General features: G+C 50.6%; 14 protein-coding genes. 5 read left to right on the forward strand and 9 right to left on the reverse strand.

What is annotated here, in order from left to right; all coding sequences use genetic code 11:
* The first annotated feature begins 5 nt into the window (after positions 1–5).
* Complete coding sequence (locus tag F0L74_RS10385) at positions 6–1,352, forward strand: RagB/SusD family nutrient uptake outer membrane protein (protein WP_149837799.1); 1,347 nt, start codon at positions 6–8, stop codon at positions 1,350–1,352.
* 43 nt (positions 1,353–1,395) lie between these two features.
* Positions 1,396–2,304 (forward strand): cyanophycinase, encoded by a 909-nt coding sequence (locus F0L74_RS10390; RefSeq protein WP_149837800.1) that lies wholly within the window; start codon positions 1,396–1,398, stop codon positions 2,302–2,304.
* A 63-nt stretch (positions 2,305–2,367) separates the two neighbouring features.
* Here F0L74_RS10390 and F0L74_RS10395 read toward each other — a convergent pair whose 3' ends face one another.
* Positions 2,368–4,953 (reverse strand): TonB-dependent receptor, encoded by a 2,586-nt coding sequence (locus F0L74_RS10395; RefSeq protein ID WP_149837801.1) that lies wholly within the window; start codon positions 4,951–4,953, stop codon positions 2,368–2,370.
* A 300-nt stretch (positions 4,954–5,253) separates the two neighbouring features.
* On the opposite strand from F0L74_RS10395, the gene F0L74_RS10400 reads away from it, so the two are divergent.
* A complete protein-coding gene (locus tag F0L74_RS10400) occupies positions 5,254–5,868 on the forward strand; it encodes a YdeI/OmpD-associated family protein (protein WP_149837802.1) in 615 nt (204 codons plus the stop codon).
* A 4-nt stretch (positions 5,869–5,872) separates the two neighbouring features.
* On the opposite strand, the gene F0L74_RS10405 is transcribed toward F0L74_RS10400, so the two are convergent.
* The 5 genes from F0L74_RS10405 to F0L74_RS10425 all read right to left on the reverse strand — a co-directional run bounded on the left by F0L74_RS10405 (position 5,873) and on the right by F0L74_RS10425 (position 15,729).
* Positions 5,873–6,820 carry a PorP/SprF family type IX secretion system membrane protein gene (locus tag F0L74_RS10405; RefSeq protein WP_149837803.1) on the reverse strand — a complete coding sequence of 316 codons (948 nt, stop codon included), beginning with the start codon at positions 6,818–6,820 and terminating at the stop codon, positions 5,873–5,875.
* A 3-nt stretch (positions 6,821–6,823) separates the two neighbouring features.
* Entirely contained in the window at positions 6,824–11,239 is a 4,416-nt protein-coding gene (locus tag F0L74_RS10410; protein WP_188315946.1) for a Calx-beta domain-containing protein, read from the reverse strand.
* Between the two features lie 222 nt (positions 11,240–11,461).
* Positions 11,462–12,127 (reverse strand): response regulator transcription factor, encoded by a 666-nt coding sequence (locus F0L74_RS10415; protein WP_149837805.1) that lies wholly within the window; start codon positions 12,125–12,127, stop codon positions 11,462–11,464.
* Between the two features lie 657 nt (positions 12,128–12,784).
* Positions 12,785–13,549: a DUF6515 family protein gene (locus F0L74_RS10420; RefSeq protein WP_149837806.1), complete on the reverse strand. Its 765-nt coding sequence runs from the start codon at positions 13,547–13,549 to the stop codon at positions 12,785–12,787.
* Between the two features lie 206 nt (positions 13,550–13,755).
* A complete protein-coding gene (locus tag F0L74_RS10425) occupies positions 13,756–15,729 on the reverse strand; it encodes a phosphatidylinositol-specific phospholipase C domain-containing protein (RefSeq protein WP_149837807.1) in 1,974 nt (657 codons plus the stop codon).
* Positions 15,730–15,859: 130 nt separating this feature from the next.
* Between F0L74_RS10425 and F0L74_RS10430 the strand changes: the two genes are divergently transcribed.
* The gene (locus tag F0L74_RS10430; protein WP_149837808.1) at positions 15,860–17,308 is read left to right on the forward strand and encodes a hypothetical protein; all 1,449 of its coding nucleotides are present in this window, start codon (positions 15,860–15,862) and stop codon (positions 17,306–17,308) included.
* A gap of 5 nt (positions 17,309–17,313) precedes the next feature.
* Here the strand turns inward: F0L74_RS10430 and F0L74_RS10435 are convergent, their stop codons facing one another.
* Positions 17,314–17,826 (reverse strand): GNAT family N-acetyltransferase, encoded by a 513-nt coding sequence (locus tag F0L74_RS10435; protein WP_149837809.1) that lies wholly within the window; start codon positions 17,824–17,826, stop codon positions 17,314–17,316.
* Positions 17,827–17,903: 77 nt separating this feature from the next.
* Here F0L74_RS10435 and F0L74_RS10440 point away from each other — a divergent pair, with 77 nt between their 5' ends.
* Entirely contained in the window at positions 17,904–19,376 is a 1,473-nt protein-coding gene (locus F0L74_RS10440; RefSeq protein WP_149837810.1) for an MFS transporter, read from the forward strand.
* Between the two features lie 20 nt (positions 19,377–19,396).
* Here F0L74_RS10440 and F0L74_RS10445 read toward each other — a convergent pair whose 3' ends face one another.
* Positions 19,397–19,738 carry a TfoX/Sxy family protein gene (locus tag F0L74_RS10445; RefSeq protein WP_149837811.1) on the reverse strand — a complete coding sequence of 114 codons (342 nt, stop codon included), beginning with the start codon at positions 19,736–19,738 and terminating at the stop codon, positions 19,397–19,399.
* Positions 19,739–19,921: 183 nt separating this feature from the next.
* Positions 19,922–23,950, reverse strand: coding sequence for a glycosyl hydrolase family 28-related protein (locus F0L74_RS10450; protein ID WP_188315947.1), 4,029 nt, complete (start codon positions 23,948–23,950; stop codon positions 19,922–19,924).
* Positions 23,951–24,242: the final 292 nt, after the last annotated feature.

Consider the following 24,242-nt stretch of genomic DNA (forward strand, 5'->3'; position numbering starts at 1 on the left):
GAATAATGAAACCATCTATCTATATACTGTCATTTATTTCCTTGTTGGGCGTTTCCTGCCGCAAATTCCTGGATGTGCAGCCCACGCAGCAGGTAGACGCTGCTGCTGCTATTACAGACGCCAATAGCGCAGAAACAGCCGTTAACGGGCTTTATAACCTGCTGGGCAGCGATAGCTATTACGGGTCTAATTTCCAGGCCCTCTCCTACCTGTCTGGCGGCGATATACAATGGACGGGCTCACAATCAGCGCCGCAGCAGATAGCTGCCCGGCAGATCACGGCGGATAATGGCAATGTAGGCGCCTCCTGGCGGGCCATTTACCGTACCATCCTCTCCGCCAACTACATCATTGATGCAGTACCTACGCTTAATGATCCACTGTTTGCCGCAGCAAAGAAAAATCAGTTCCTGGGAGAGGCATATTTTATCAGGGCATTGTCGTATTTTGATCTGGCCCGGGGTTGGGGCGGCGTGCAGCTGATACTCAAACCCACCCGCGTACCAGGCGATCACGCCGGCACTAAGCGGAGCAGCCTGGCGGATACCTACGCGCAGGTACTGAGCGATCTGAATAAGGCTGCGGAACTGCTGCCCACAGGCACTAACCGGAACCGGGCTACCCAAAAGACCGTATGGGCATTAAAGGCACGCTATTTCCTGTACCGCCAGCAATGGGACTCCGCCGCCAGCAATGCCAGTAAGATCATTACAGACGCGGCCAACTATCAACTGCTGAAACCTTACAGCGCATTTTTTGCCAACAATGCCGCCGCCACGGCAGAATCTGTTTTTGAGATAGGTTACAGCGTATCGTTTAAGAACGGGCATTATAACTGGTGGCTGCCACCGGCCCTGGGCGGCAGAAGGGAATGGGCGCCCGGCGCGCAGCTGGTAAGCCTGCTGAACGACCCGGCCACCGGCGGCAACAGAAGCGCCGTTATAGCGCGGACCGCGCCTCCCGGCAATTTATGGTATGGCAAATTATATTACCGCACGCCTACCGGCACAGACCCAGCCTACCTGATACGGGTGGCGGAACTATACCTGATACGGGCCGAAGCCAGGGCGCAGCTGCAGCAACCGGCGGATGCGCTGGCAGATATAAATGCGGTAAGGGACCGCGCCGGGCTGGCGCCCAGCAATGCCGCCACACAAGCGGCGCTGCTGCTGGCCATTGAAAATGAGAGAAGGCTGGAGTTTGCCTTTGAAGGCGACCGCTGGTTTAACCTGGTGCGCACAAACCGCGTGGCCGATGTACTTGGGCTCACAGACAGCCGTAAATATGTTTTCCCGGTACCGGCGGATGAACTGCTGGCAGATGAAGACCTGACGCCCAATCCTGGCTACTGAACAAATCGTATATCATCATACAAAACCATTAAACACAATAAAAATGAAACGGATCTTTCATTATGTACTAACCGCCGTCTTTTTACTGGCAGCATCCCTCAGCTTTGCACAACAGGCTCCCACGACTAACATAGGCCCTGAAAAAGGCACATTGATCATTGTAGGCGGGGGTAAGGTAGGCCCTGAAATATGGGCCAGGTTCATAGAACAGGCAGGCGGCCCTAATGCCAATATAGTAGTGATACCTACCGCAGGCGACGATTCTACCATCGCCACCGGCAAATCCTTTGAGCGCGACCTGCTAAAGAACCTGGGCGTGTCCAATGTAACTGTACTGCATACACGGGACCCTAAAGAGGCCAATACGGCGGCTTTTGTAGCGCCACTGAAAAAGGCTACGGGTATCTGGTTCACAGGCGGCCGCCAATGGAAGATAGCCGACGCTTACCTGCACACCCTGGCTGAAAAAGAGATCAAAGCCGTGTTAACGCGCGGCGGCGTAATAGCCGGCACCTCTGCCGGCGCCAGCATACAAGGCTCCTTTTTATTCCGCGGCGATACCAAAGGCAATGCTATCCTGGAGGGCGATCATGTAGCGGGGCTGGATCTCATTCATCATACGGCTATTGATCAACATATCCTGCGCCGTAACCGGCAGTTTGATATGCTGGGTTTTATTAAAAAACATCCGGACCTGCTGGGCATTGGCATAGACGAAAGCACGGCTATCGTGGTACAAAAGAATAATTTTGAAGTGATCGGTAATTCCTATGTGGCTATCTATGATATTAACCATATTAACGGAAAGGATAAAAGCCCTACGGGAGAATATGGAACAGACGGGCCCTTCTATTTCCTGGGTAAGGGGCAACGTTTTGATCTGCAGCAACGGAAGGTGGTAGCAGCGCCAGCAAGAGGGGTAAACAATCCGAGGCTGAGTAACCAAAATTAAACAATAAAATAGCGCTGACAGGTTACAGGAACCTGCCAGCGCTGGATCATTTATTTAGATCCGCTAAAAGCGGAATGAAAACCGGCTAAAAAAGTAAGTGCCGTTAAAGCCCATCTGCACCGGTTCGTAAATACCGCCGGAGTCTGTGAGCCCGGCATCCTGCTTATTGGGATATGCATTAAACAGATTGGTAACGCCTATTACCCAGGATAGGTTGCCGGTGATCTTATAACCTACGGAGAGATCTGTTACAATACGGGGATCAAACACATCATACACGCCATCATAATCCAGCAGCTTGATCCTGTCAAAACGCACAAAGCGCAGATTAGTATTGAACTTACCAATGCGGTAATCCAGCGTAAGATTGATCTTGCTGGGCGGCGCAGAGGCAATGAGGAAAGAGCGTTCCCGCTCACTGAAATAAATATCCTTACGGTTAGCCAGCTTGGCGGATGTTTTTACATCACCAGTCTCCAGATCATTAAAGTTAGCGGCCAGGGTAGCGGTAAAATCATGCCCGCCGGTGAAGCGTTTGCTCCAGGTAACGATCGCATCCAGGCCAAGGGTGCGGGTATCCAGCGCATTGGTAAAGAACTTTACCACGCTTACGTTTAAATTCTGCAGGTCTGTGGCAATCTCCGGCGCGTTGTCCGCATCAAAATCCCCGGTAAGCACTATGCGGTCCTTTATCTTAATGTAATAGCCATCTACCGTGATGCTTAAACCTTTGGCCGGTCTGGAAGTAATACCCAGGCTGCCGTTCACAGATTTTTCCTGTTTCAGCGGGTCTACGCCCAGCACACGGGTGATGTTACTTTGATTACGGGTAAGCAGGTTCTCAATTGCCTCTCCCCTTATTACATTGGTATAGGTAGTGTTGAAATAGATCTGCGCCAGCGACGGAGCGCGAAAACCGGTGCTTACGGAGCCACGGAATGCCAGGGCCGGCGAGATCTCATAACGCATGGCCAGTTTGCCGTTGAGGGTATTGCCAAAATCATTATACCGTTCAAAACGGCCGGCCACATCGATCATAAAATGGGAAGAGAAATTAAATTCCAGGTCCGTATATACCCCCAGGTTAGTACGGGACTCATCCACCGCGTTGGCCGGCTGAAAGCCGGGGAAACCCTGTGAGCCGGCGGCCCTGTACACGGTGTCTACGCCGCCCTGGTCATTAGGCGCCAGGTAGTAGGCGCCATATGCTTTCCAGGATCCTTCTTCGCCTGCAAAGATCTTATAGTTCTCTGTGCGGAACTCTGCGCCAAAGGCGATGTTGGTCCCTTTTGGCAAAACATTTTCAAAGAAGCGGGTAAAATGCAGCCCGGTGGTATTCTGGTTAAGCTGAAAGCCTCCTGCATCAAAGCGGGTAGGTGATTGCTCCAGCAGGGAAGCGTTCAGCGTTTTCTCCACATAATAATGGAAGCGGTTAATACCATAGGTGTTATTAAAATCCACATTCCAGCCTTTCAGCATACCGCGCACGCCTACAGAAAGGGAGCGGTCGCCAATATTGGAGACGATCTGCGGATCAAAGCCATTGGGGTAGATGGAAGGGATATTCCGGTCATCGCCCGCATAACGGGTAAATGCGTAGGCATTCCCATAACGCTGGTTATAACCGCCAAAGGAATAGATCTCCGCTTTTTCCGTAATCGGGATCCGGGCATTGAACATAGCAGAGAAGTTTTCCATCAGGGCATCGCCATAAAAGCGCCGGGGCACCTTGTCCTCCCCTACTTTGACAGGGTCTTCTGCGCGGTTGGTGCGGCCACGGTACAGGTAATCACCAGTCACATTCATGAAACCGCCTTCGCCTATTTTAAAGCCATAGTTGCCGTTAAAGCCCACATTCTCTCCATCTCCTTTGGAAGTAAGGCCGCCGTTTACATTGCCGGTGAATTCATCGGTAGAAGATTTAAGCACAATGTTGATCACGCCGGCAATAGCGTCAGAGCCGTATTGAGCGGCAGCGCCATCACGCAGGATCTCTATGCGCTCAATGGCGGCGGCGGGAATGGTATTAAGGTCTGTACCGGTATTACCACGGCCGCGGGTGCCATACAGGTTTACCAGAGATGACTGATGACGGCGTTTACCGTTGATGAGCACCAGGGTCTGATCTGGCCCCAGGCCGCGCAGCGTGGCCGGATCTATGTGATCAGCGCCATCTGAACCAGTTTGGCGGTTAGAATTAAACGAGGGCGCTACAAACTGCATCAGCTGGTTCAGATCCAGCTGGCCTACGGAATTAGTGATCCGGGCAATAGGAATAATGTCAATTGGTACCGGCGTTTGCGTAACAGAACGGTTAAGGTTGCGGCTACCCACCACCTCTACCCCTTGCATAGCGGTGGCCTCGCTGAGGAGTATTACGGTAAGTGTGGATCTTCCATTTAGCGCTACTTCCTGCGTAGCGTAGCCGAGCCCACGAAAAACAATAATGGCATTGGTATTAGCGGCCTCCAGCCGGAAGGCTCCGCCACCATCTGTGGTGACGCCGCGGGTGCTGCCTTTTTCAAACACGCTCACGCCTGGAATGGGAGCGCCTGTGTTGTCTGTTACCTGGCCGTTTACTACATGTTGCGCATAGGTTGCATGGCATACCAGCAATAGCAGGCATACCGCAATGAAGATTCTGGTCATATCGGGGGTGTTAGTTCTACGATTTAGATAGTTGTGCTACAATTTAGATCCCTGCTGCTATAGCTTTTTAAGGATGTTGGCCTACTTAAATATAAGCACTTTTCAGCTACAATAAAAAAACCGCCCAGGATTAAGCGGTTCTAAGTTTTCCAATACAAGTGAAACATCTGACTATAATAACATGAATCTACGCCCTGCAAAAGAAACAGGGCACTAATCAGATGTTAATAACAAGGAAGTTTTAAATTTGGATAACAGTGTTTCATTTGTAATTAACACCCTATCACTAACCAAATTATCATGGAACATACAGACAAACGTGTTGACGCTTACATCACCAAGGCTGCCCCTTTTGCACAGCCTATCCTGGAACATATCCGGGAACTGGTACATAAGGCCTGTCCGGAGGCTACTGAAAACATTAAATGGGGCATGCCTTTTTTTGAGTACAAAGGCGTGATCTGCGGCATGGCAGCTTTTAAACAACACTGCTCCATCAACTTCTGGAAAGGCGCCCTCCTGTCAGACCCGCATCATCTGCTGGAGCAGGGAGAACGCACTGCTATGGGACAGATGGGCAGGATCACCAGCCTACAGGACCTCCCGGCAGACAGGATATTATTATCCTATTTTAAGGAAGCCGCATTGCTGAACGAACAGGATATTAAGCTGGCCCCTAAACCCGCCGCTAAAGAAAAACAGGATATCCCAACGCCGGATGATCTGCAAAAAGCACTTAATAAAAACAAGGCTGCGGGTAAAGTTTTCAAGGAGGCCAGCTATAGTTTCCGGAAAGAATATATAATGTGGATCACGGAAGCCAAAACGGAGGCAACGCGCACTAAAAGGCTGGAAACAGCGGTGGAATGGATAGCTGAAGGTAAAGGCCGTAACTGGAAATACGAGAAAAAATAAAGGCTTAGAAATACCTTGGGTCCATATCGTCATTACGCCCGGAGGGGAACAGGATGCCGATGGATATTTCGTGCGAAGGACCGGCGCCTGCAAGGTTGCTCATATTCATATCATAGGAGTAACCCAGGCGGAAACGCGGCGCATTGAACACTGCCATAATGCTGGCGCTACTGCCGGTACGGTAAGAGCCGCCTACCCATAATTTACCACCCTCGCCAATAATAAGAAAGTTGTTAAAATCTATGTTGATAGGCCCCTTCATATCTGATTTCACCATCAGTGAGGGCAGCATCTTTAAATTATCGGAAAAATTAAGCAGGAAACCGCCCGTGAGGTAAATGTGCGCTGCTTTCTTGATCGTTTCGAACTTATAACCTTTCCAGGAATAGCTGGTATTGGTATAGGCAGACAGCAGGTCCATAACGGACAAACCAAAGTAAAAATTAGGATTATAGTAATACAGGCCAAAGCGGGCATCCGGCGCAATGGAAGCAGCTGCCGCTACTGGTATTGCCGGGTCGTTCGCATCTGTATACAGGAACGTGGCCGGATCTATGCTGTACTGGGTAGCGCCAAGGCCTATACCCAGCGACAGACGGCTTAGATTTTCCTCATCCATAGGTATGCGGTAGGCATAGGAACCGTACAGGGAGTAAGCGCGCTGGGGGCCCAGCGCATCCATGGTAAGCTGTACGCCTACCCCCACCCGGCGATCGTTCTCATCGCCGCGGATAAGGCCATCTGCGGACACTGCGCCGGTGCGGGGCGCCCCGGGAAAGCCAGACCATTGCTGGTGGTAGGTAGCATTCAGGTACCAGTCTTCCTTATTACCTGCAGCTGCCGGATTTACGCTCAGCTGGTTAAAGATATACTGGCTGAACTGTATATTCTGCTGCGCCTGGCTGCCAAAGCCCATTACCAATAACAATATCCCTATATAGATCTTACGCATAGGCTATCTCAATATTTGCACCCAACCCTTGATTATTTTCTCTTCTCCGTCCGGACCCTTCACCTTTACTACATAGTAGTAAGTTCCCTCGTTCAGGCTTCCACCGTTCCAATCATTATGGTAATCCTTTGAAGCATATACCTGGTTACCCCAGCGGTTAAACACATAGAGTTCCGGGGCGGTATAAGTCTCAATGCCGGCTATCTTAAAGTATTCATTGAGGCCGTCGCCATTAGGCGTAAACACATTGGGAACCACCAGCGGAGCGCCCGGAGCAGGGCCTATCGTTACCGGTATCACCACCGGCGCCTCTTTTACCACACAACCAATGGCCTTAGGATCACAGTTACCTGTCCGCAGGGTGGTATCTACGGTACTTACCGTGGCAATATTGGATATTTCCGCAACGCCCGTCAGATCGTCTATGGTTTTCACCAGGAAGCTCACTGAATCTACTGCACCTACCGCAATGGAATCGCTCAGCATCCAGCTAATAGTATTTGTGAATGAATTATAGGTACCGTTACTGGCGTTGGATTCGTAGATGGTGTTGGCTGGGATGGTATCCAGGATAGCAACGCCGCCCAGTTTCCGCGCGCCGGCGTTACGCACATAGATCTTATACTCCAGCTCAGACCCGTTCTTTACCTCTTTACCATCTGTGGTAGCCACTGTTTTCCAGGTGGCCATTGCGCCTTTCGTATTCACCAACACGCTGGTAGACGGCATATTCGGATCAGCGCCTATCAGCGCGAAGTTAGGATTTAATGGGTCTGCCGGCCGCAGCGGCTGATCGCCCAATGCATCCCCAAAGTTCACATACCCTGTATTCACAATGCTATCTACCCCCGTGAGATCATTTGCCACCGTTACGGAAAACCTGGTCGTGAAATGCTGTCCAGGCGTGACCGTCGGAATTACCCACGTCATCAGGCCGGCAGCGTCTGGCCTTACTCCCTCTCCCGTTAAAAAGGTGGTATGCGCGGGTACACTATCTCTGACAACTATATCCACGAGGTTCGTGTCTGTGCCATTAATAATGTGGATCACATACTCGATCAGATCACCGGGGTTCACCGGGTTATTGGTCGGCCGGGCGCTCATCCACGCCATCGTTTTCACCGTATCATCATCCGCGATACCTATCCTGTCGTTACTATTACCTATTGTGAACGGCAGGGAGCCGGTGACCTTGGTAATACCCAGGTCAATAAACTCCGGACCTTCTGGTAGCAAATCGTCTATTATTTTTACCGGTATTGTTACACTGCTGCTGCCCGCGGGTATTACCACATTGGCTGGCAGCGTTTCGTAATCCTTACCATTAGTGGCGGTACCACTTAGAGCGCAATCCACGCTGATGGACTGGCCCGGCTTTTTACCGGAGGTAAGCCTTACGGTAAACTCACCTGCCTGAGAAGGATCATCGCCCGGCTCTGCCGCGTCGGCCTTGGTAGCTACTACTTCCACGCTCAGGTCTATTGCGTCTTCATCTTTAATGGTGATGGCAGCATTATCCTGTTTACCAACATCAAAAGTAGCGGTGGTAGTAACGCTCGTGATCTTGATCACGACCGTCTCGTCTCCTTCTATCAGGTCATCGTCTATTACAGACAATGGGATGTTAACACTGCTGCTGCCGGCCGGCAATACCACCGTTAGCGGAATAGTCGTATAGTCCGTACCATTAGTAGCCGTACCGTCTATTTGCAGGTTGGCAGTTACCGCAGCGCCAGCCGGTTTACCGGAGGCCACTTTTATGGTAAACTGGCCCGGGTTGTTGGGCTCTGCCGCATCTGCATCACTGGCGCTGATGATGATCTGTTCTACATCATCATCTCCAATGTATACCGTATCAGTATCAGGCGCGCCTATTATATACGGTACCGCGGCTGCCACATTGGTTATTTTGGCAATTACCGTTTCTTTAGCTTCTGCGATCGTATCATTCAATACCGCCACCGGAATGTTTACGCCGGTGCTGTTGGCAGGAATGGTGGCCGTGCCGGTCAATGTAGTATAGTCAGCGCCGGCAGTGGCAGTACCACTTACCTGGTAAGTGACCGTGATAGGCACCAGGGTTAGTTTGCCGGAGGCCAGGCTTATACGGAACTGCCCGTTGGTACTGGGCTCGCTGGCATCCTGTGTAGTAGCGTTTATCACTACCTGCAGGTTATTATCATCATCATCATTGATGATAACGGTATCTTTATTTTTAGCGCCGGCTGTAAAGGGCAGGCTGGCTGTTACGCCGCTGATCGTCATTATTACCTTCTCGTCTCCTTCTATGAGATCATCATCCAGCACTGGCACCGCCACAGTGGCGCTGGTGCTGCCAGCCGGGATAGATACGGAGCCGGAAAGCGCGGTATAATCCGTACCGCTGGTGGCCGTACCGGAGGTAGTATAGTTAACGGTAATGGGCACACTGGTGGTTTTACCGGAAGACAGGCTTACCTTGAACTCGCCAGGTGTTGTAGGCTCGGCCCCATCAACCGTGGCATCTGCAATAATGCCCATATCTGCGCTATCATCGTCGATAATGGTCACCGTGGCCACTTCTTTTGTATTGTCTATAAAGAAGGGCAGCGAGGAAGTTACCGTTAACAGGGTGATCTTCACAGACTCCGACCCCTCTACCAGCTCGTCATTCAGCGGATATACAGGAATAAATACACCATTACTGTCCGCAGGGATGGTAACGGTAGTTACTAATGATGTATAATCTGTGCCGTTTAAGGCGGTACCCTCTATTTTATAGGTAACGGTTACAGGAGTAGAGGCAGCATTATCGTCCGGCAGGCTAACCCGGAATGCAGCTGTATCGCTGCCGGTCCCTTCTTTACCGGCAGGATCATAGGCGGTGATCGCTACTTTAAGGTTATCATCATCATCGTCCTCTATCATCACCGTACAGGGCGTGCCACCGGCAAAGCTAATACCGCCGGCTATCACAGGCTGTGGCGTGATGATCACGGTCTCATCCCCTTCGATCAGGGCATCATTCAATACCGGTACGGGCACCAGCACACTATTCTGGCCGGCCACCAGGTTGGCGGTGCCGGACAGTGGTGAAAAGTCTGCGCCAGGCGTAGCCGTGCCGCTCACCGTATAGGTAACGGTCATATCCTGCTTGAATGAATAGTTACCCGGCAGCGCCAGCTTAAAGCTGCCATCCGCAGAGGACTCACTACCGTCTGCCATCATAATGGCATTGATCTGGGTGTTGGCCGGCGTGTTATCTTCATCTATTATCTTTATGGTAGTAGTAGCGGCGCCAGGATTAACAGAATATCCGCTTCCAAGGTTATTGGAGAAGCCGCCTGTGATGGTCACCACGATCGTCTCATCCCCTTCGATAATGTTATCATTCAATATAGTTACCGGTACTAAGGCCGTTGTTTTGCCGGTAGTTATAATAGCTGTTCCGTTTAAGGTGGTAAAGTCCACGCCGCTGGTGGCTGTACCTGAAATTGTATAGAAAACCTGTATAAATTCGCCCGCCTTTACGCCTGGCGGCAAACTTACAGTGAAAGCGCCTTTTTTACTAGGCTCTGCACCGTCTGTGGTTCCGGTCACAGACAGGCTTAGTTCCGTATCATCATCCTGGATAGAAGAGCTTACGGAATTACTTTCAGAGATGGTCATGTTAAATCCGGGTGCTGTAGCGCCGGTTACGGTGATCTTTACGGTCTGGTTGCCCTCGATCAGCTTATCATCGATCACGGGTATCGATAATATCACGCTATTTTGTCCCTGGGGCAATATTATCTGACCGGACGGCGTTTCATAGTCTACGCCATTCTGCGCTGTACCCCCATCAATAATATAATGTATAGTAATATCCTGTGGGGCGGTGATGGAACTGGGCAGGGAAAACCTGGCGGTAATGGGTCTATCTGGTTCGCCAGCCTGGTCGTTGGTACTATAAGCAGTTATTACGTTGTCATTATCAATGATCCACAGCGTTTCGCTGATATGTGAGTCCAGGTCATAAGCGGCTGCGCTTGTTAAACCAGTGGCCCCGGTAACGGTCACGACTACATTCTCATCCCCTTCCAGCAAGTTATCGTCAATTACATCCAGCGAAAGATGTACGAAGCTTTCCCCGGCAGGAATAGTAGCCATGCCGGTCCATATGCCATTATAAAAATCCGCCCCCTGTGTAGCAGTGCCACCTATGGTATAGGTAACGGAGATGTCTTCTGTTGCCGGACCACCGGAAAGTAATATATCCATACCTCCGTAAGAATCCTGTTCCCTTACATTAAGAGGATTACCTGTGCTAATGGATTGGGCAAACCTGCCTTTCTTCATCATCAGCTTAACAGGTTTACCAGCTACGGCCAATACCTGGCCTGCTGCCAGTAAACAGGCAACCAGTGTGCAACATAAGGTTCTATAACGTTTGACACTCATAAGTAACAGCATAACAAGCGTTTACGGCGCAACAATCACTGCCTTTGCAACAATTGCTGTAACACTTTTTGTCATAAAAAACGCCCCCCTTTTTCTAGCTCAGCTTGATAGTAATATCCGTATTTAATATATAAAATTAGAAATATTTATTAAATAAAATAATATTATTTAAGTGAAATATCAAAGAAGATTCATAATCAATGAGATAAAAATGCGTGTAGGTCAGGGGCGTTTATAGGGCTGGATGATATTTTTGATCACATATTCTGTGAGGGAATTGCGGCCGGTAAGACCGAGTTTTTGTGCGATGTTATACTTATGGTTCTCCACTGTTTTTATACTTACATATAGTTCGCGGGCAATTTCCCGGGTATTTTTTCCTTCTGCGATCAATTTGATGATCCTGGCCTCTGTTTTACTGAGTTTATCCTGCAGGGCATCCGGCACCAGGGGGATGGCGATCACGGTTTCCAGGCCGCCGCCTGCCACGCGGCGCATATTATTGAAGATGGCAAAACGGGATAATCTGGACCGGATGCTCAGCAACAGATCCTGCCGTTTGAACGGCTGCACCAGGTAATCGTCTGCGCCCAGGTTCATGGTCATGCGCATATCTTCCCGGCTTTCCCGGTTGGCAATAAAGATGAGGGGGATATGCGCAATACGGGGATCGTCCCGGAGGGCCATTATAAAATGATGCCCGCCGGTATCCCGCAGCTCTTCGCCGCAAATGATCAAATCGGGTAACTGCTCCCGGCAGGCCAGTAATGCTTCTTCTGCAGACAGCGCGGTATAGATACCGTAGTACGGGATCAATAACTGGCTGACTTGTTTAATGAATGGCGCGCTCCCGTCTACCAACAGTATGTTGCGGGCTATCTCATTCATCAGACACTGTATTTGAAGCAATGCGCATTAGGTACAATTAAATAGAAGCAGGCATAGCCATCTGGCTATACGGGCAACATCTGCTTCCCGTGCTGGCACGGCTGTTTTTTCCACCTTATATATTTCCTACGGTACGGGAAAATGCGCCAATATAGCGCTAAGTTTTTGTTGTTCAATGGCTTATGTAAAATTGAGGTATTTACTGTCCTTCATATATTGTCTAAAATAGGTACCAACTCCCAAAAATGGGGGTAAGTACTCATTTTAAGGAATCATGCCAAAAAGATCATAGAGGAATGCTGTTGCTTTTGCATTTTTGCAGACAACCAAACGATTAGCTACGTCGTATACATGTACAACAACCCGCTTAGCCCCGGTTTTGTGACGCATGCAAAAGCAACTGCACGGGCAAAGCAGGCGATTAATTTATTAACGAATAAGAATAAAGCATACTCTCTATAGTCAAAGCTAACAGGATTAGCTTGCGAAAGCAAGTTTTCATAGGATAGTTATCTAACCCTGTCCCCCATTCCTGGGGGACAGTTCGTATATGCGCCTACGATACCCATTGAAACACAATATTTTTCAAAAAGAAAAAGCGTCTTCCATCAATGGAAAACGCCTTTAAAAAAGTTATACAGATTTATCCACCTTGTCCTAATCTGCCGTCTGTTTCCCTACTACTCTGTACCCGGTGGTGTTGTTATCCAACTGTACTTCTTCGTAATACATACCATCCGGAGATACGAACAGCTGCTGGCCGTTGATCTCTACGCGGTGGCTACCCTGTGGCAAGGCCTGTATGATATTATCATTATTGTTATTATCCTGCGGGGCAGCCTGGTTGTCCGGCGCCTGGCTATTATCATCACCACCGGTATTAAGCTGGCCGTTCTTGCCAACGATAGCGTAACGGCGCTCATTACGTTTGATCACCTCCTGGTAGATGGTGCCATTGTATTCGTAGTACGTATTACCATCTATCGTTACCTGCTGGGCGCCGGAAGGCAGGGAGGGCACATCAGCCCCTACGGGCGGCTCTGCCACTTCATATTCTGTTTTGCTGCCGCCGTTATCATAAGGGCGATAAAAAGTACCGTCATAATAGTAGTAAGGTCCCCAGGCAGTGCCAAAGGTGATGAAACCATAGGGCAGCACGCCTAAACGAAAGCCCAACGGATAATGATAATAGGGATAATATGCCCTTACATAGGGCCTGTATGCGGGGCGGTAATAATGTACCACCGGCGGACGGCGGTATACCGGGCCGCCAAAATGAGCGCCTACCGAAACACGTGCGCCACCATAAAAACGTCCGCCTCCGCCTACCCTGATATGCCCACGCTGGGCAAACACGCTGTTAACTGAAAATGTGCCGGCCAGTACCAGCAGCACACCCAGTATATATACTTTCCGTTTCATTTTGTGTAAGGATTTAAGTTCCTGGTTTCCGGTCAAACCTGGTATAGATGGCTCGTTGTCAGTAAGTTCTTTATACCCCGTTCCCCCGTTTTTTAAGATCTGAGCGCTTATCCGTTTTATTTTCTTTTAAACGCTACAGGAATTAGATCATTGCATTAGCACAAAGTTTAAAAACGGAAATCTTAAAGTTATCTTAAAGCCGGTTATCAAGGATGATATAAATCACTGTTATTCAGATCAATACAATAATCCGTGATCCAGCTGCCAGCTACGTCCACGTAGAGGATATTGGGTTTATTCTTTTTGTTGATGGTACCATTGGCAATCCACTGGTTAACGGCAGGCAGCAGGTAGCGGTTGCCGCGCGCAGAGAGGTCCAGGATGGTCTCATTTTTTTTGAGGGCATTGGTCAGCAGGATCACGCCACTTACTACAGCGCCAGTCCTGTCTGGCCGGTAGCCGTTACAGATCAGCGCCGCTTCCTGGCTGTTCTGGGTAAGCTGCCAATCCAGGCGTACCAGGTCATTTTCCTTTACGCCCTCCTTCATGCCGTTGAAAAATAGTTCCTGGGCGGCCAGCAGCTTTTTTATATCATTTGTGGCAGCATATTTACGCCGGAAATTAATGAATGCCCCCGAGGCGTCTGCTATGGTATTGGAATCAATAGCGGCATCGCGGGAGGCGAAGCGCTCAAATACCACGATCACTTTACCAGCCAGTTCCTTCAGCGGCAGCTCCTGCAGTTTTTTGGCGGGGCCGCTGTGCAGGCGGGCGCCCAAACTCGCCGCAATCGTATCTGCCACCCTGGCCGGGGGCAGATCCTTATCACAGAAGTGGCTGAACGTGAGGATCACGGTCTCCATTTTATTGGTATCCAGGAAAGCGCGTACGCCATTCAGCACATCTGCCAGCGGTTCTCCATACCCGGCGCCTACCGCGTCTTCATCGCAATCCGATTCTGCATGTTTGATGAAGAGCCTTTGCTGAAAAACACCTACCCGCAGGTCAAACATGCGGATACCATCCTGTAACTGGTCCCTGATAGGTTGGCGCTGTGTAAGGGTATTACAGCTGTTAATGGCGTCCTTCATCTGCCCGCCGGTACCGTTAAGGATGGACATGCCTGCGTCATGCGCGCCGGGGATCACGATATCCTTAAGCGTGTACTCCGCCCTGGCGGGGTATAGCAGGTCCTGCATCCAGCTAGCGGGATCATAACCGGCAAAATAACTCAGGTAGAGGCGTTGGTCCGGACCAGTATAAGCCATAATGAAATTATTACCGTCTACCTCACACACGGCCACCGGATAAGGCGTGGCAAAATACGGGGGCAGCACTTGCGCTTTGGAAGGCGCCGCGCCGCTGGCTGCAATGGCATAATAGATCCGGTTATCATTTTTAGCCCCTTTCCAGAGAAAAAACTGGCGGTCCTCCGTTACATGGCATAACGCCGGCGCAGCCCCGGCAGTCGCGTCCTGCAACTGGATGGCAGCACCCCAGGTCCCGTTGTGGATATTATAGTCCGCATAGTACACCTCCTGCCCTTTGTAGCCCCGCCAGCAGATACGTACATCTGTGTCCGTAAGCCTTGCCATGGCCGGATATTCCGCAGCTTTTTTATTATCGATGATCTTTAGTTCCGCTTCCTGCAGCTGGCCGTTACCCCGGGGCTCCAGCAGGGCGTATACCAGGCTGCTTTTATCATTGGCATGAGCAGCCAGCATCAGCTGGTCATGAATATCCGTGGTGGTAAAGCCGAGGGCCAAGGACAGGCCACCGGTTAACGGGGCGGTGTATATGTTTTGCGCATCAAAGCTGGTGTCTGTATTATTGAGGATATATTTAAGCGCGCCATCTGCTGCTATCCATAACAGGTACAGGCGATCGTTAAGCGCCTGCAGCACCGGTGCGCAATTGGTAGCTGCCTTATCCACCTGTATGCCGGCCTGCGTAAAGGCGGTATCCTGGTGTTTGCCCAGGTAACAAACGTGCACACCACCGGGATTGCCCGGATTTTTCCATGCTACAAAATAACTGTCTTTAAAACGGACGATGTCTATCGCCCGGTCTGCACTTGCTTCCTGCAGAAAGTGGATGGGCGCCGTAAAGGAAAGGTTCTGCGCATGCAGCGGCATGCGGTTATTGGCAAGCAGGAGGAGCAAGAGTAAATAACGTCCCATGGGAAATTACGAATTACTAGTGAAGGACCGGACGGTTTGGCCGGCTTATTAGGTAACGTTTGCCCGCTTGTATTGTTTAAACATTTTCTCCGGCTAATGCGTTAACTATCAACATCAGTCATATACCGCTATGCCCCGTTTTCTGCTACTGTTCTCCGGAGCCCTGCTCTGGTCGTATTGCCTGTTGGCCCAGGATGCGCATTACTGGTCATCCAACTACGGTCCCAGCGTGTTGTTAACGCCTGGCTCTGTGATAGCGAGTAGCCGTGATAGCGGCGTGCTGTTCTATAATCCTGCACTGCTCAGCCTTTCCAATAAGAACCGTATTGCCATCAGCTCTATTACTGCTAACATTTATCAGCTAGAGGCCATCAAGGTGACCAATGGCACCGGTGCGGGGCGTCATCTCCGCTCTACCTCCATGCGCATTGTGCCGCAGATGCTTTCCGGCAGTATTTCCCTTGGCAAAAAAGCGCCTGTGGTAATTGCCTATGCGCTCATTAACTCGCCCGGGTTCCGCTTTCTGTCGTCCCAACGCCGGGACGAGCGCTTTAATGTATTGGATGATGATTACAGCCCCGGGCCGGAATATTTTGTAGGAGATTATGTGGTGGAGAACCGGGTCAGTGAAACCACGGCACTGTTAAGCACGGGGTTTAAACTAACGCCCAAACTTTCTGCCGGTATTTCCGTAGAGGGTCAGATACACCAGCAGCATTACAGTCAAACCAGCAACGCGCGTGCGCTGGCCAACAGCAATATAGACAGCTCGCAATTACCGCTGGTTAGCACAAATACCTATTACCTGGCCAATTACGTGCAGGCGGGCCTGCGGTTTAAAGCCGGACTGGCCTATGATATGGGAAGGCATCACCTGGGGTTGGTGGTATCCTCTCCCCTGGTACGCTTATGGGGCCGTGGCAGCATAGTTGCCGATGAAGAGATCAACAATTTACGCCTGGTTCCTGATGCCGATATTTTTCTGAGCCTGCTGGCCAATACACGCCAGGAAGGCCTGCGGGCCCGATGGCGGATGCCGGTCAGCATTGCCGCCGGCTATGCGCTGGACTTCCGCCGGGCGCAGCTTTACCTGGCCACTGAATATTTCTTTAGGGTAAAGGATTACGATATACTTACTCCCCGCAAGGAAGCTTTTATACGGCCGGATACCGGCATTAACAACACGGAGACCTATAGCCTGCTGCGCCTGCACGATGCCCGAAAAGCGGTAATGAATGTAGCCCTTGGCGCCAGTTACCAGCTAAAGCCATCCATTACTGCGTATGCCTCTGTAAGAACGGATATGAGCTACGCAGACCGGGCTTTGAACGCGGATGGGACCACCTCTTACAACGCCTACTGGAATAACGTACACCTGGCGCTGGGCGCTAATTTTAAACGGCAAAAATTCAATTTCCGTACAGGGTTTCTGTTATCGTACGGCCTGACACATAAATATCCGCAGGATATCAACTTTGACATGCCGGCAGAAGAGAATTTTTTACAGGGGAACCCGGTTAACACAAAAGCCCGGCGATTAGGCGCGGGCTTTATGCTATCGTACATACATAATCTTTGATGAGATCAGCCGTTGTGGTTATCAGGGGAAGGAGATAACGCTTTCAGCATCCAGTTATCGCATGCAAAATGGCCGGTATTACCCATGGGGCCATCCAAATAAGTAAAGCCAAAATGTTCATACAGCCGGCGCGCCTGCGCCAGCTCCGGCATCGTTTCCAGGTAACAATGCGTGTAACTATTCGCGCTTGCGAAAGCCAGGCATTTATCAATAAGTGTACGCGCCAGCCCCCTGCCACGGAAAGCAGGCGAGAGATACATTTTCTGCAGCTCACAGATATTTTCTTCCCCGCCATCCAGCGGATGGATACCGGCGCCACCGGCAATTTCCCCATCTACCAGCGCCACAAAATATTCTGCGCGCGGAATATCAAACAAGGCATACAAATCATCCGTGGTAGGATCTGTGAATACGGTGCCGGGTTTATCTAGCTTATGCTCCGCCAGTGCGGCGCGGACAATGATGGCCAGGGCTTTGTTATCTTCCGGCTGAATACGCCGTATCGTTATTGCTGACATAGTGATGCGCTTGTTTAAGAGCAGCAAAAATAAGCAATTGGTATAATCATTGTCGCGGTAATCCGCATACCTGGTATATGAATTTGCGGCCCAAAGCAAGCTTAACGGAGCAGGAAGTACAGACCGGTTTAAAGCTGGTAATAGGCGACGGTCTTGCGGCGGAAGCAATGACCACGCTTACAGGGGGCGCTTTCCTGGTAGCCATGGCCCTGTTATTAGGCGCATCCAATTTTCAGATCGGTTTGCTGGCCGGTATGCCTACGTTCACCAATCTTTTTCAGCTGCTATCCATATGGCTGGTACGGCGTTACAACAACCGCCGGGCAATAGCGGTATTATGCGCTTTGCTGGCCCGTATACCGTTGTTAGTAGTAGGCCTGCTGGTATGGACGCTGGGGTTCAACACCTCTGTTGCCGCTGTTATCTTTTTCCTGTTCTTCTACTATTTCTTTGGTTCCGTTGCCGGGCCCAGCTGGAATTCATGGATCAAGGACCTGGTGCCGGAACGATCCATGGGCGCATATTTTTCCCGCAGAGGCAGTTATACGCAAACATTGAATGTGGTGCTCAGCTTTACCGCTGCCCTGCTGGTAGATTATGTGAAGAAACATTACCCTGCATATGAGCTCACCACCTATGCCATCCTGTTCATGGGGGGCGGCGCGATGGGCATTGCCGGCGGCTTTATACTGGCTGTGGCGCCGGAACCTGCATCCTTCCTGGACCGCGAAAACATGTTCCGGCTGTTGAGCCGGCCATTACGGAATAAGAATTTCCGCCAGCTGCTGATCTTTAACTCCGCCTGGGTATTTGCGTTGAATATTGCGACTCCTTTCTTTACGGTGTTTATGATGAAGGGGCTTGGGCTATCGCTGTCGTATATCATCGGGCTTACCATTCTGAGCCAGCTGTCCAGCATACTCACCATCCGGATCTGGGGCATTTTTGCAGACCGTTACAGTAACAAAACGATCATTGCCATCAGTGCTCCGTTCTACATTACCTGTATTGTGGCGTGGTGTTTTGTAGGGATTTATTCCCAGTTGTATGCCAACCTGATCCTGTTGGCAGCCATCCACATTGTAACCGGTATTTCCACCGCCGGCGTAAACCTGTCCCTCACCAATATTGGACTAAAACTAGCCCCGCGTGAAGACGCTATTGTATACCTTTCCGCCAACAACATTATCACCGCGTTCTTCTCTTCTATTGCGCCACTGATAGGCGGCGTGCTGGCAGACATCTTTACGCAGCGCCACCTGGTCATAGACGCCACCTGGACCAGCCCGCGCGTACACCGGACCTTACACCTGGTAGCCTTGCATGACTGGAATTTCCTGTTCCTGTTGGGCGCTATACTGGCTCTAATAGCGCTGGACCTGCTAGGCTGGGTACGTGAAACCGGAGAAGTTAAAAAAGATGTGGTGGTAAGGATCATGCGCAGCAGCATTAAAAACAACCTAAAAGACGCTTTTATCATCGGTCATCTGATCACCTGGCGGTCTCAATTCCTGGATATGCTGCGTAAAAAATCTGCTGAGCGCGAATAGGGAGATCCGCAGGAACCACCCTATTTCTTTTTAGAAGATCTGGCGGAGGGGTTGAAATCCAGGGCCAGCTGCACCCAATATTGCAACTGTTTTTTTGTGGTAAGCACTGATTCATCTATGAACACATAACCTGTCATCACCTTACCGTTATGTACCATGGGCATACATCCTTCTTTTTCCAGGGCATCCTCAAAAACAGCGGGGTCCAGACGCACCATGATACTATCCTTTTTAACGCCTACGCAGATCTTATCATGTACCATAAAGGTGAGGCCACTGAACATCTTTTTTTCTTCTACTGGCTGTCCGGCGGCGGCGATGAGCTCCCGCACCCGGTTTGCCAATTGTTCATTAACAGGCATGTGTTATAATTTTTCGGATTGTTGGCTTCGACGATTAGCCGTGCATTACCAAAGATACTATAATGGGCATAAAAAAACCCGGGAACAGATGCTCCCGGGGTATTCCTTTTAATGTGCGCATGAATCATTTATTCATCGCTTTGTAACACATAACCAGAAATGGCTGCCGTGTTACTTCATTGTTCATTGTACTATCACCTTCTTTACAGTGCGTTTACCGGTAGTATCTGTTAGTTCCAGCAGATAATAACCAGGCGTCAGTTTTTTATTTAAAGGCAGTGACACGGCGCCATTGCCATTGGCTGTATTGATCGTGGTGGACATTACCGGCCGGTTCAGCGCATTGAACAACAGCACGCGGTACCTGCCCGCCTGATGAGCAGCGCCATTGAACTGCAGGTTCAGCTGGGTACCGGTTACCGGGTTGGGATATACCGTAAGCTCCTGCACGGCGCCTGACTGGCTTATGAAATTAAGGTAGTTAATATTAAAGCCATCCGTATCCATCACTATGCGCAGGGTTTTGCGGCCAGTACCCAGGCTGGGCGTAGTTACGCTGACTGTTTGGTAAGTTTGCCAATCGCCGGTAGCAGGCACATTCACCGGACCGGATATATTTACGCCGTCCAGCTCCACATGCAGTTGTTTGCCAGTGTAGGGCGACGCAAGGCGTAACTGCAGTGTGTATACGCCAGGCGTGTTGATGTTCACGGTGTATTTGATCCATTCGCCGCCGGCAATATAACCTACGTCATACCCACCTTCGGCACAAGGCTCTACATCTACCCCTTCTGTGGGACGATAGCCTCCGCTGTTCACAGCATCTGCATCCGCATAGGCAAGAGCCGGGCCGCCATCATCATATAACTCTGCTTCTATAATGCCGGGGATAGCCGCTGCAATGCCATTATGAGGCGTATTGCCACTGGCGGTAACCGTATCCGCACAGATGGCGGTTTTACCACCATCTACCGTGGTAACGGTGATCACCGCCTGCCCGGTTGCCAGCGCGGTTACCAGTCCGTTAGAATCCACTTTGGCAATAGCCGGATTGCTGGAGCTCCAGATCATGGTTTTGATAGTAGCATTAACAGGAAGGATGGTAGCGGTAAGCTTATGCGAGATCCCTGTTTTCAGGATCCTGGAGGTAGTGTCCAGGGTTACGCTGGCCACATTTACCCTGCCAAATACATAGAACTCATGGATGGACCAATAGTTGCCTTTGGAACCCGTTTGTACGATACGGATATAACGGCCTACGGTTTCCGGGAAAGTGATCAGGGTCATACCGGTGGTACCTGCGCCACTGGCCACGGGGTTGCCCCAGTTCACGCCATCCGCAGATACATAGGCATTATAACCTGCCGGGGAATCGTCGCGGCTTTGGGTACAATCCAGCACCACGGCACGCACCGTATTCATCGTTTTCATATCCACGGTGAAGGTTTGCCCGTTGGTTTGAGAGCCTTGCGTATCCCAGCGGGTGCTGGCCGTGCTATCCAGCGCATTGCGCGCACTGCCGTTGTTTACGGAAGCGGTGGCCGTCCAGCCATGGCGATCCATAGCGCCCGCTATCGATACGCCCCATACATTGCCCAGGTTATTCTTAAAAAGGGCAGCGCGGGCCGGTACAATACCATTACTGTCAATAATGCTGGACTGGGCAGAAAAACGTGGTTCGGCGCCGGCATTCAATATTGTTCCAATTGACCACACCGCGGTGTTATGGATGCTTAGCGCACCAGCTTTCAGCCAACCAAACCTTAACTGGCCAGGCTGTACGAAATTTCCGGACTGCAGGTTCAATGCGCCGGCGCCGTTCAGTTCCACGCTCTTACCGGGATTACCCCAGAAATCAGCATTATATAGATTGACGGATGAAGTAAAAGTGGAGGTAGTTTCCAGGTATTTATTAGTGCTATCACCCAGGGCTACAATCTGGGAGTTGATGAGATCAAACCCACCGGAGCCCATTCCCTGGAAGCTGATACCGATACGGGAGCCATCAATACCGGAGCCCAGGCTAATGCCGGAAGGACCGCCCGCGCCATCTTTCTGATAGATGATACCGCGGTTAGCGCCGTATACGAAATTATTATACAGTATTTCGCCGGTACAGTTACCCAGCACCAGGAAGTCGAGATTGTTATATTGATAGTCGTATACATTGGAGTTATCACCGGTAGGCGAGTTAGGCCAACTGCCCCATTTAGACTCTGCCCCTGCTGCGTATACACTGGTATTAAACTGGGTATTGGACACCTGCCCATTGGCAGCGCCTCCGCCCACACGCACACCGTTTTTGAATACATGCCCGGCAAGGCCGTCTACATAGTGGTTATCGCATTTATTTGTGAACAGGTCTACCCCATTATAGGTAGCTCGCAGGCCTACATTTACGATATAGATATCGCTGCCGGTACCTTGAATGGCATAGGGATACGCGGGTACATTGGGTATATTGGCAGATACCTGCTCCGGGTAGTTGATGGTAACCGCCCGCAGTCCGCTGGCCTGCGCCATTTTAATAAACGGCACGCCGGAGGGATTATTCTTGTCCGCATACGGCTCCAAGATGGAACCTTGTCCCATAGGCGCCGCCAGGTTATCTGTAGCGCCCTTTAACTCTACGCCACGGGGAATGCTCAGGTGCCCTGTGAATTTATATTTACCCGGTGGCAGGAACACGATACCGCCGCCGTCTGCAGACGCCTGATTCAAGGCATTCTGCACAGCCGTGGTGTTGTCTGTAACCCCGTCATTTTTTGCATTAAAAGGAGCCGCCGTGGCCAGGTACATTACCTTCCTGGAGGGCTGTTGCGCTCTGGCAACAATCGTCGGCACGGCAGGCAGCTTAGTCAGCGCCAACGGCGTATGATCGATGGCACTCTGATAAGGGGAATTGTTCTGGATATTGGCGGTATTCTTAAAGCGGTTACCGGTGATGATACCGCGGGATTTATCGCCCAGGGTGATCTGGGGCGCATTATTATTGAAGTCACAGTCGGAAGCCATAAGGGTACCGCCGTTTATATTCACCTTACCACCAGTGATGGTACACTGCTGTACGATCACGCGGGCCAGGGAGGAAGGATCCGTACTGATAGCGTTGGAAGAGCCGCCGATACTACAGGTATGCAGCTGCAGCGCGCCGTCTGTAGAACCAGCCGTGCCTACCACTACCCCATTGGTACAGCCTACTGTATTTACGCGTGCAAACATGATCCCCACATTACTAACGCCATCACAAAGAATACCGGTCTCGCAGTTGGTAAAGGTCATCCAGTAGTTATGTCCATTAGGGATAGCTCCCTGGCTGGCAATAGAAGGCGCCGCATGAAAGCCTATTTTATACCCTTCTACCTTCACAAAGCTGGTATAGGACCAGTCATTCCGCCGCATAACGATACCAGTGCCGTTAGCCCGGATCCAGCCGGCATAACCGCTACCGGCAGCCGGGGAATTAGGCAAGCCTGAGCCAGCCCAATATGCCGGGGAAAAATCAATATTTTCCAGGTGGCCTACGTCGGCAATATTATCGATCTCAAAACCCCTGGACAGCGGTGTGCCATACAGCCCATTGATCATAGGACAGGACCCACCGTTCACCCGGGAGAAGACCAGGCCGGTATAAGCATTTACAAAGGTGATGTTACGGGCATTACAGAACTCATTGCCCCAATAACCGGGTTCCCCAAACGTAATAGCCGGAGAATAAGGCGTGATGTTATCGGGCAGTTGCTCCGGATACCATATCGCCAGGTCCACTACACCGGCGGTAGGCTCCATGGTGATAAAGGAAGCTGCGCTCTCATTGCCTCTGCCGGTGTACGCCATGAGGATAGTACCATTAACAGCCTGGCCTTTAACGGGTTTCTCCCACTCGCCACGCAATGTAACACCACGGGGGATAAGTAGGGTACCCCGGATCACATAACGGCCACTAGGCACAAAAAGAGTACCGCCACCCAGGTTCCCCAGGGCTGTTAAACGTGCCTGGAAGATGGAGGTAACATCTGTAACGCCATCTCCTGTGGCGCCAAAATCGCGCACGGAGTAGCCGGCTACAAATGCATCTATCGTAGGATAAGCGGGTTGGATAAGCCGCCAGGTTTGAGCGGCTGTTTTATCCGGTAGTCCTGCTGCCAATACAATGGCTAGCAGTACAGTCAACAACCATGGTTGTTTGGTGGGTAAAATTCGGGTTTTCATACTACTTTGGTTTTTAAGATACGGCTTAACTGCCTGGTTATTAATAAAAAAAGGCCTGTATAGGATCATGTTGATATGGCGCCATTCTTATTTCCGGCTGTAAAGACCTTGTTACAGGTTGTTTTTTCACTTTGTAACGGGAGATCTTTAGTTTATGACGGATGCATTACAATTGATCTGCCATATGAGGATATGACATACTTGCTCTATAACGTTGACGGTTATGTGTTTATACTTCCCGTGGGCTCAATTATGGTTTCAGCATGGTAAGGGCGATCATCAATTTCACACA

The sequence above is a fragment of the Chitinophaga agrisoli genome (genome assembly GCF_008386695.1).
GTDB lineage: Bacteria > Bacteroidota > Bacteroidia > Chitinophagales > Chitinophagaceae > Chitinophaga > Chitinophaga agrisoli.

Bases quoted from the DNA above. Each gene is read 5' to 3' on its own strand.
- F0L74_RS10385 (WP_149837799.1), top strand. From the start codon at position 6: ATGAAACCATCTATCTATATACTGTCATTTATTTCCTTGTTGGGCGTT.
- F0L74_RS10390 (WP_149837800.1), top strand. From the start codon at position 1,396: ATGAAACGGATCTTTCATTATGTACTAACCGCCGTCTTTTTACTGGCA.
- F0L74_RS10395 (WP_149837801.1), bottom strand. From the start codon at position 4,953: ATGACCAGAATCTTCATTGCGGTATGCCTGCTATTGCTGGTATGCCAT.
- F0L74_RS10400 (WP_149837802.1), top strand. From the start codon at position 5,254: ATGGAACATACAGACAAACGTGTTGACGCTTACATCACCAAGGCTGCC.
- F0L74_RS10405 (WP_149837803.1), bottom strand. From the start codon at position 6,820: ATGCGTAAGATCTATATAGGGATATTGTTATTGGTAATGGGCTTTGGC.
- F0L74_RS10410 (WP_188315946.1), bottom strand. From the start codon at position 11,239: ATGAGTGTCAAACGTTATAGAACCTTATGTTGCACACTGGTTGCCTGT.
- F0L74_RS10415 (WP_149837805.1), bottom strand. From the start codon at position 12,127: ATGAATGAGATAGCCCGCAACATACTGTTGGTAGACGGGAGCGCGCCA.
- F0L74_RS10420 (WP_149837806.1), bottom strand. From the start codon at position 13,549: ATGAAACGGAAAGTATATATACTGGGTGTGCTGCTGGTACTGGCCGGC.
- F0L74_RS10425 (WP_149837807.1), bottom strand. From the start codon at position 15,729: ATGGGACGTTATTTACTCTTGCTCCTCCTGCTTGCCAATAACCGCATG.
- F0L74_RS10430 (WP_149837808.1), top strand. From the start codon at position 15,860: ATGCCCCGTTTTCTGCTACTGTTCTCCGGAGCCCTGCTCTGGTCGTAT.
- F0L74_RS10435 (WP_149837809.1), bottom strand. From the start codon at position 17,826: ATGTCAGCAATAACGATACGGCGTATTCAGCCGGAAGATAACAAAGCC.
- F0L74_RS10440 (WP_149837810.1), top strand. From the start codon at position 17,904: ATGAATTTGCGGCCCAAAGCAAGCTTAACGGAGCAGGAAGTACAGACC.
- F0L74_RS10445 (WP_149837811.1), bottom strand. From the start codon at position 19,738: ATGCCTGTTAATGAACAATTGGCAAACCGGGTGCGGGAGCTCATCGCC.
- F0L74_RS10450 (WP_188315947.1), bottom strand. From the start codon at position 23,950: ATGAAAACCCGAATTTTACCCACCAAACAACCATGGTTGTTGACTGTA.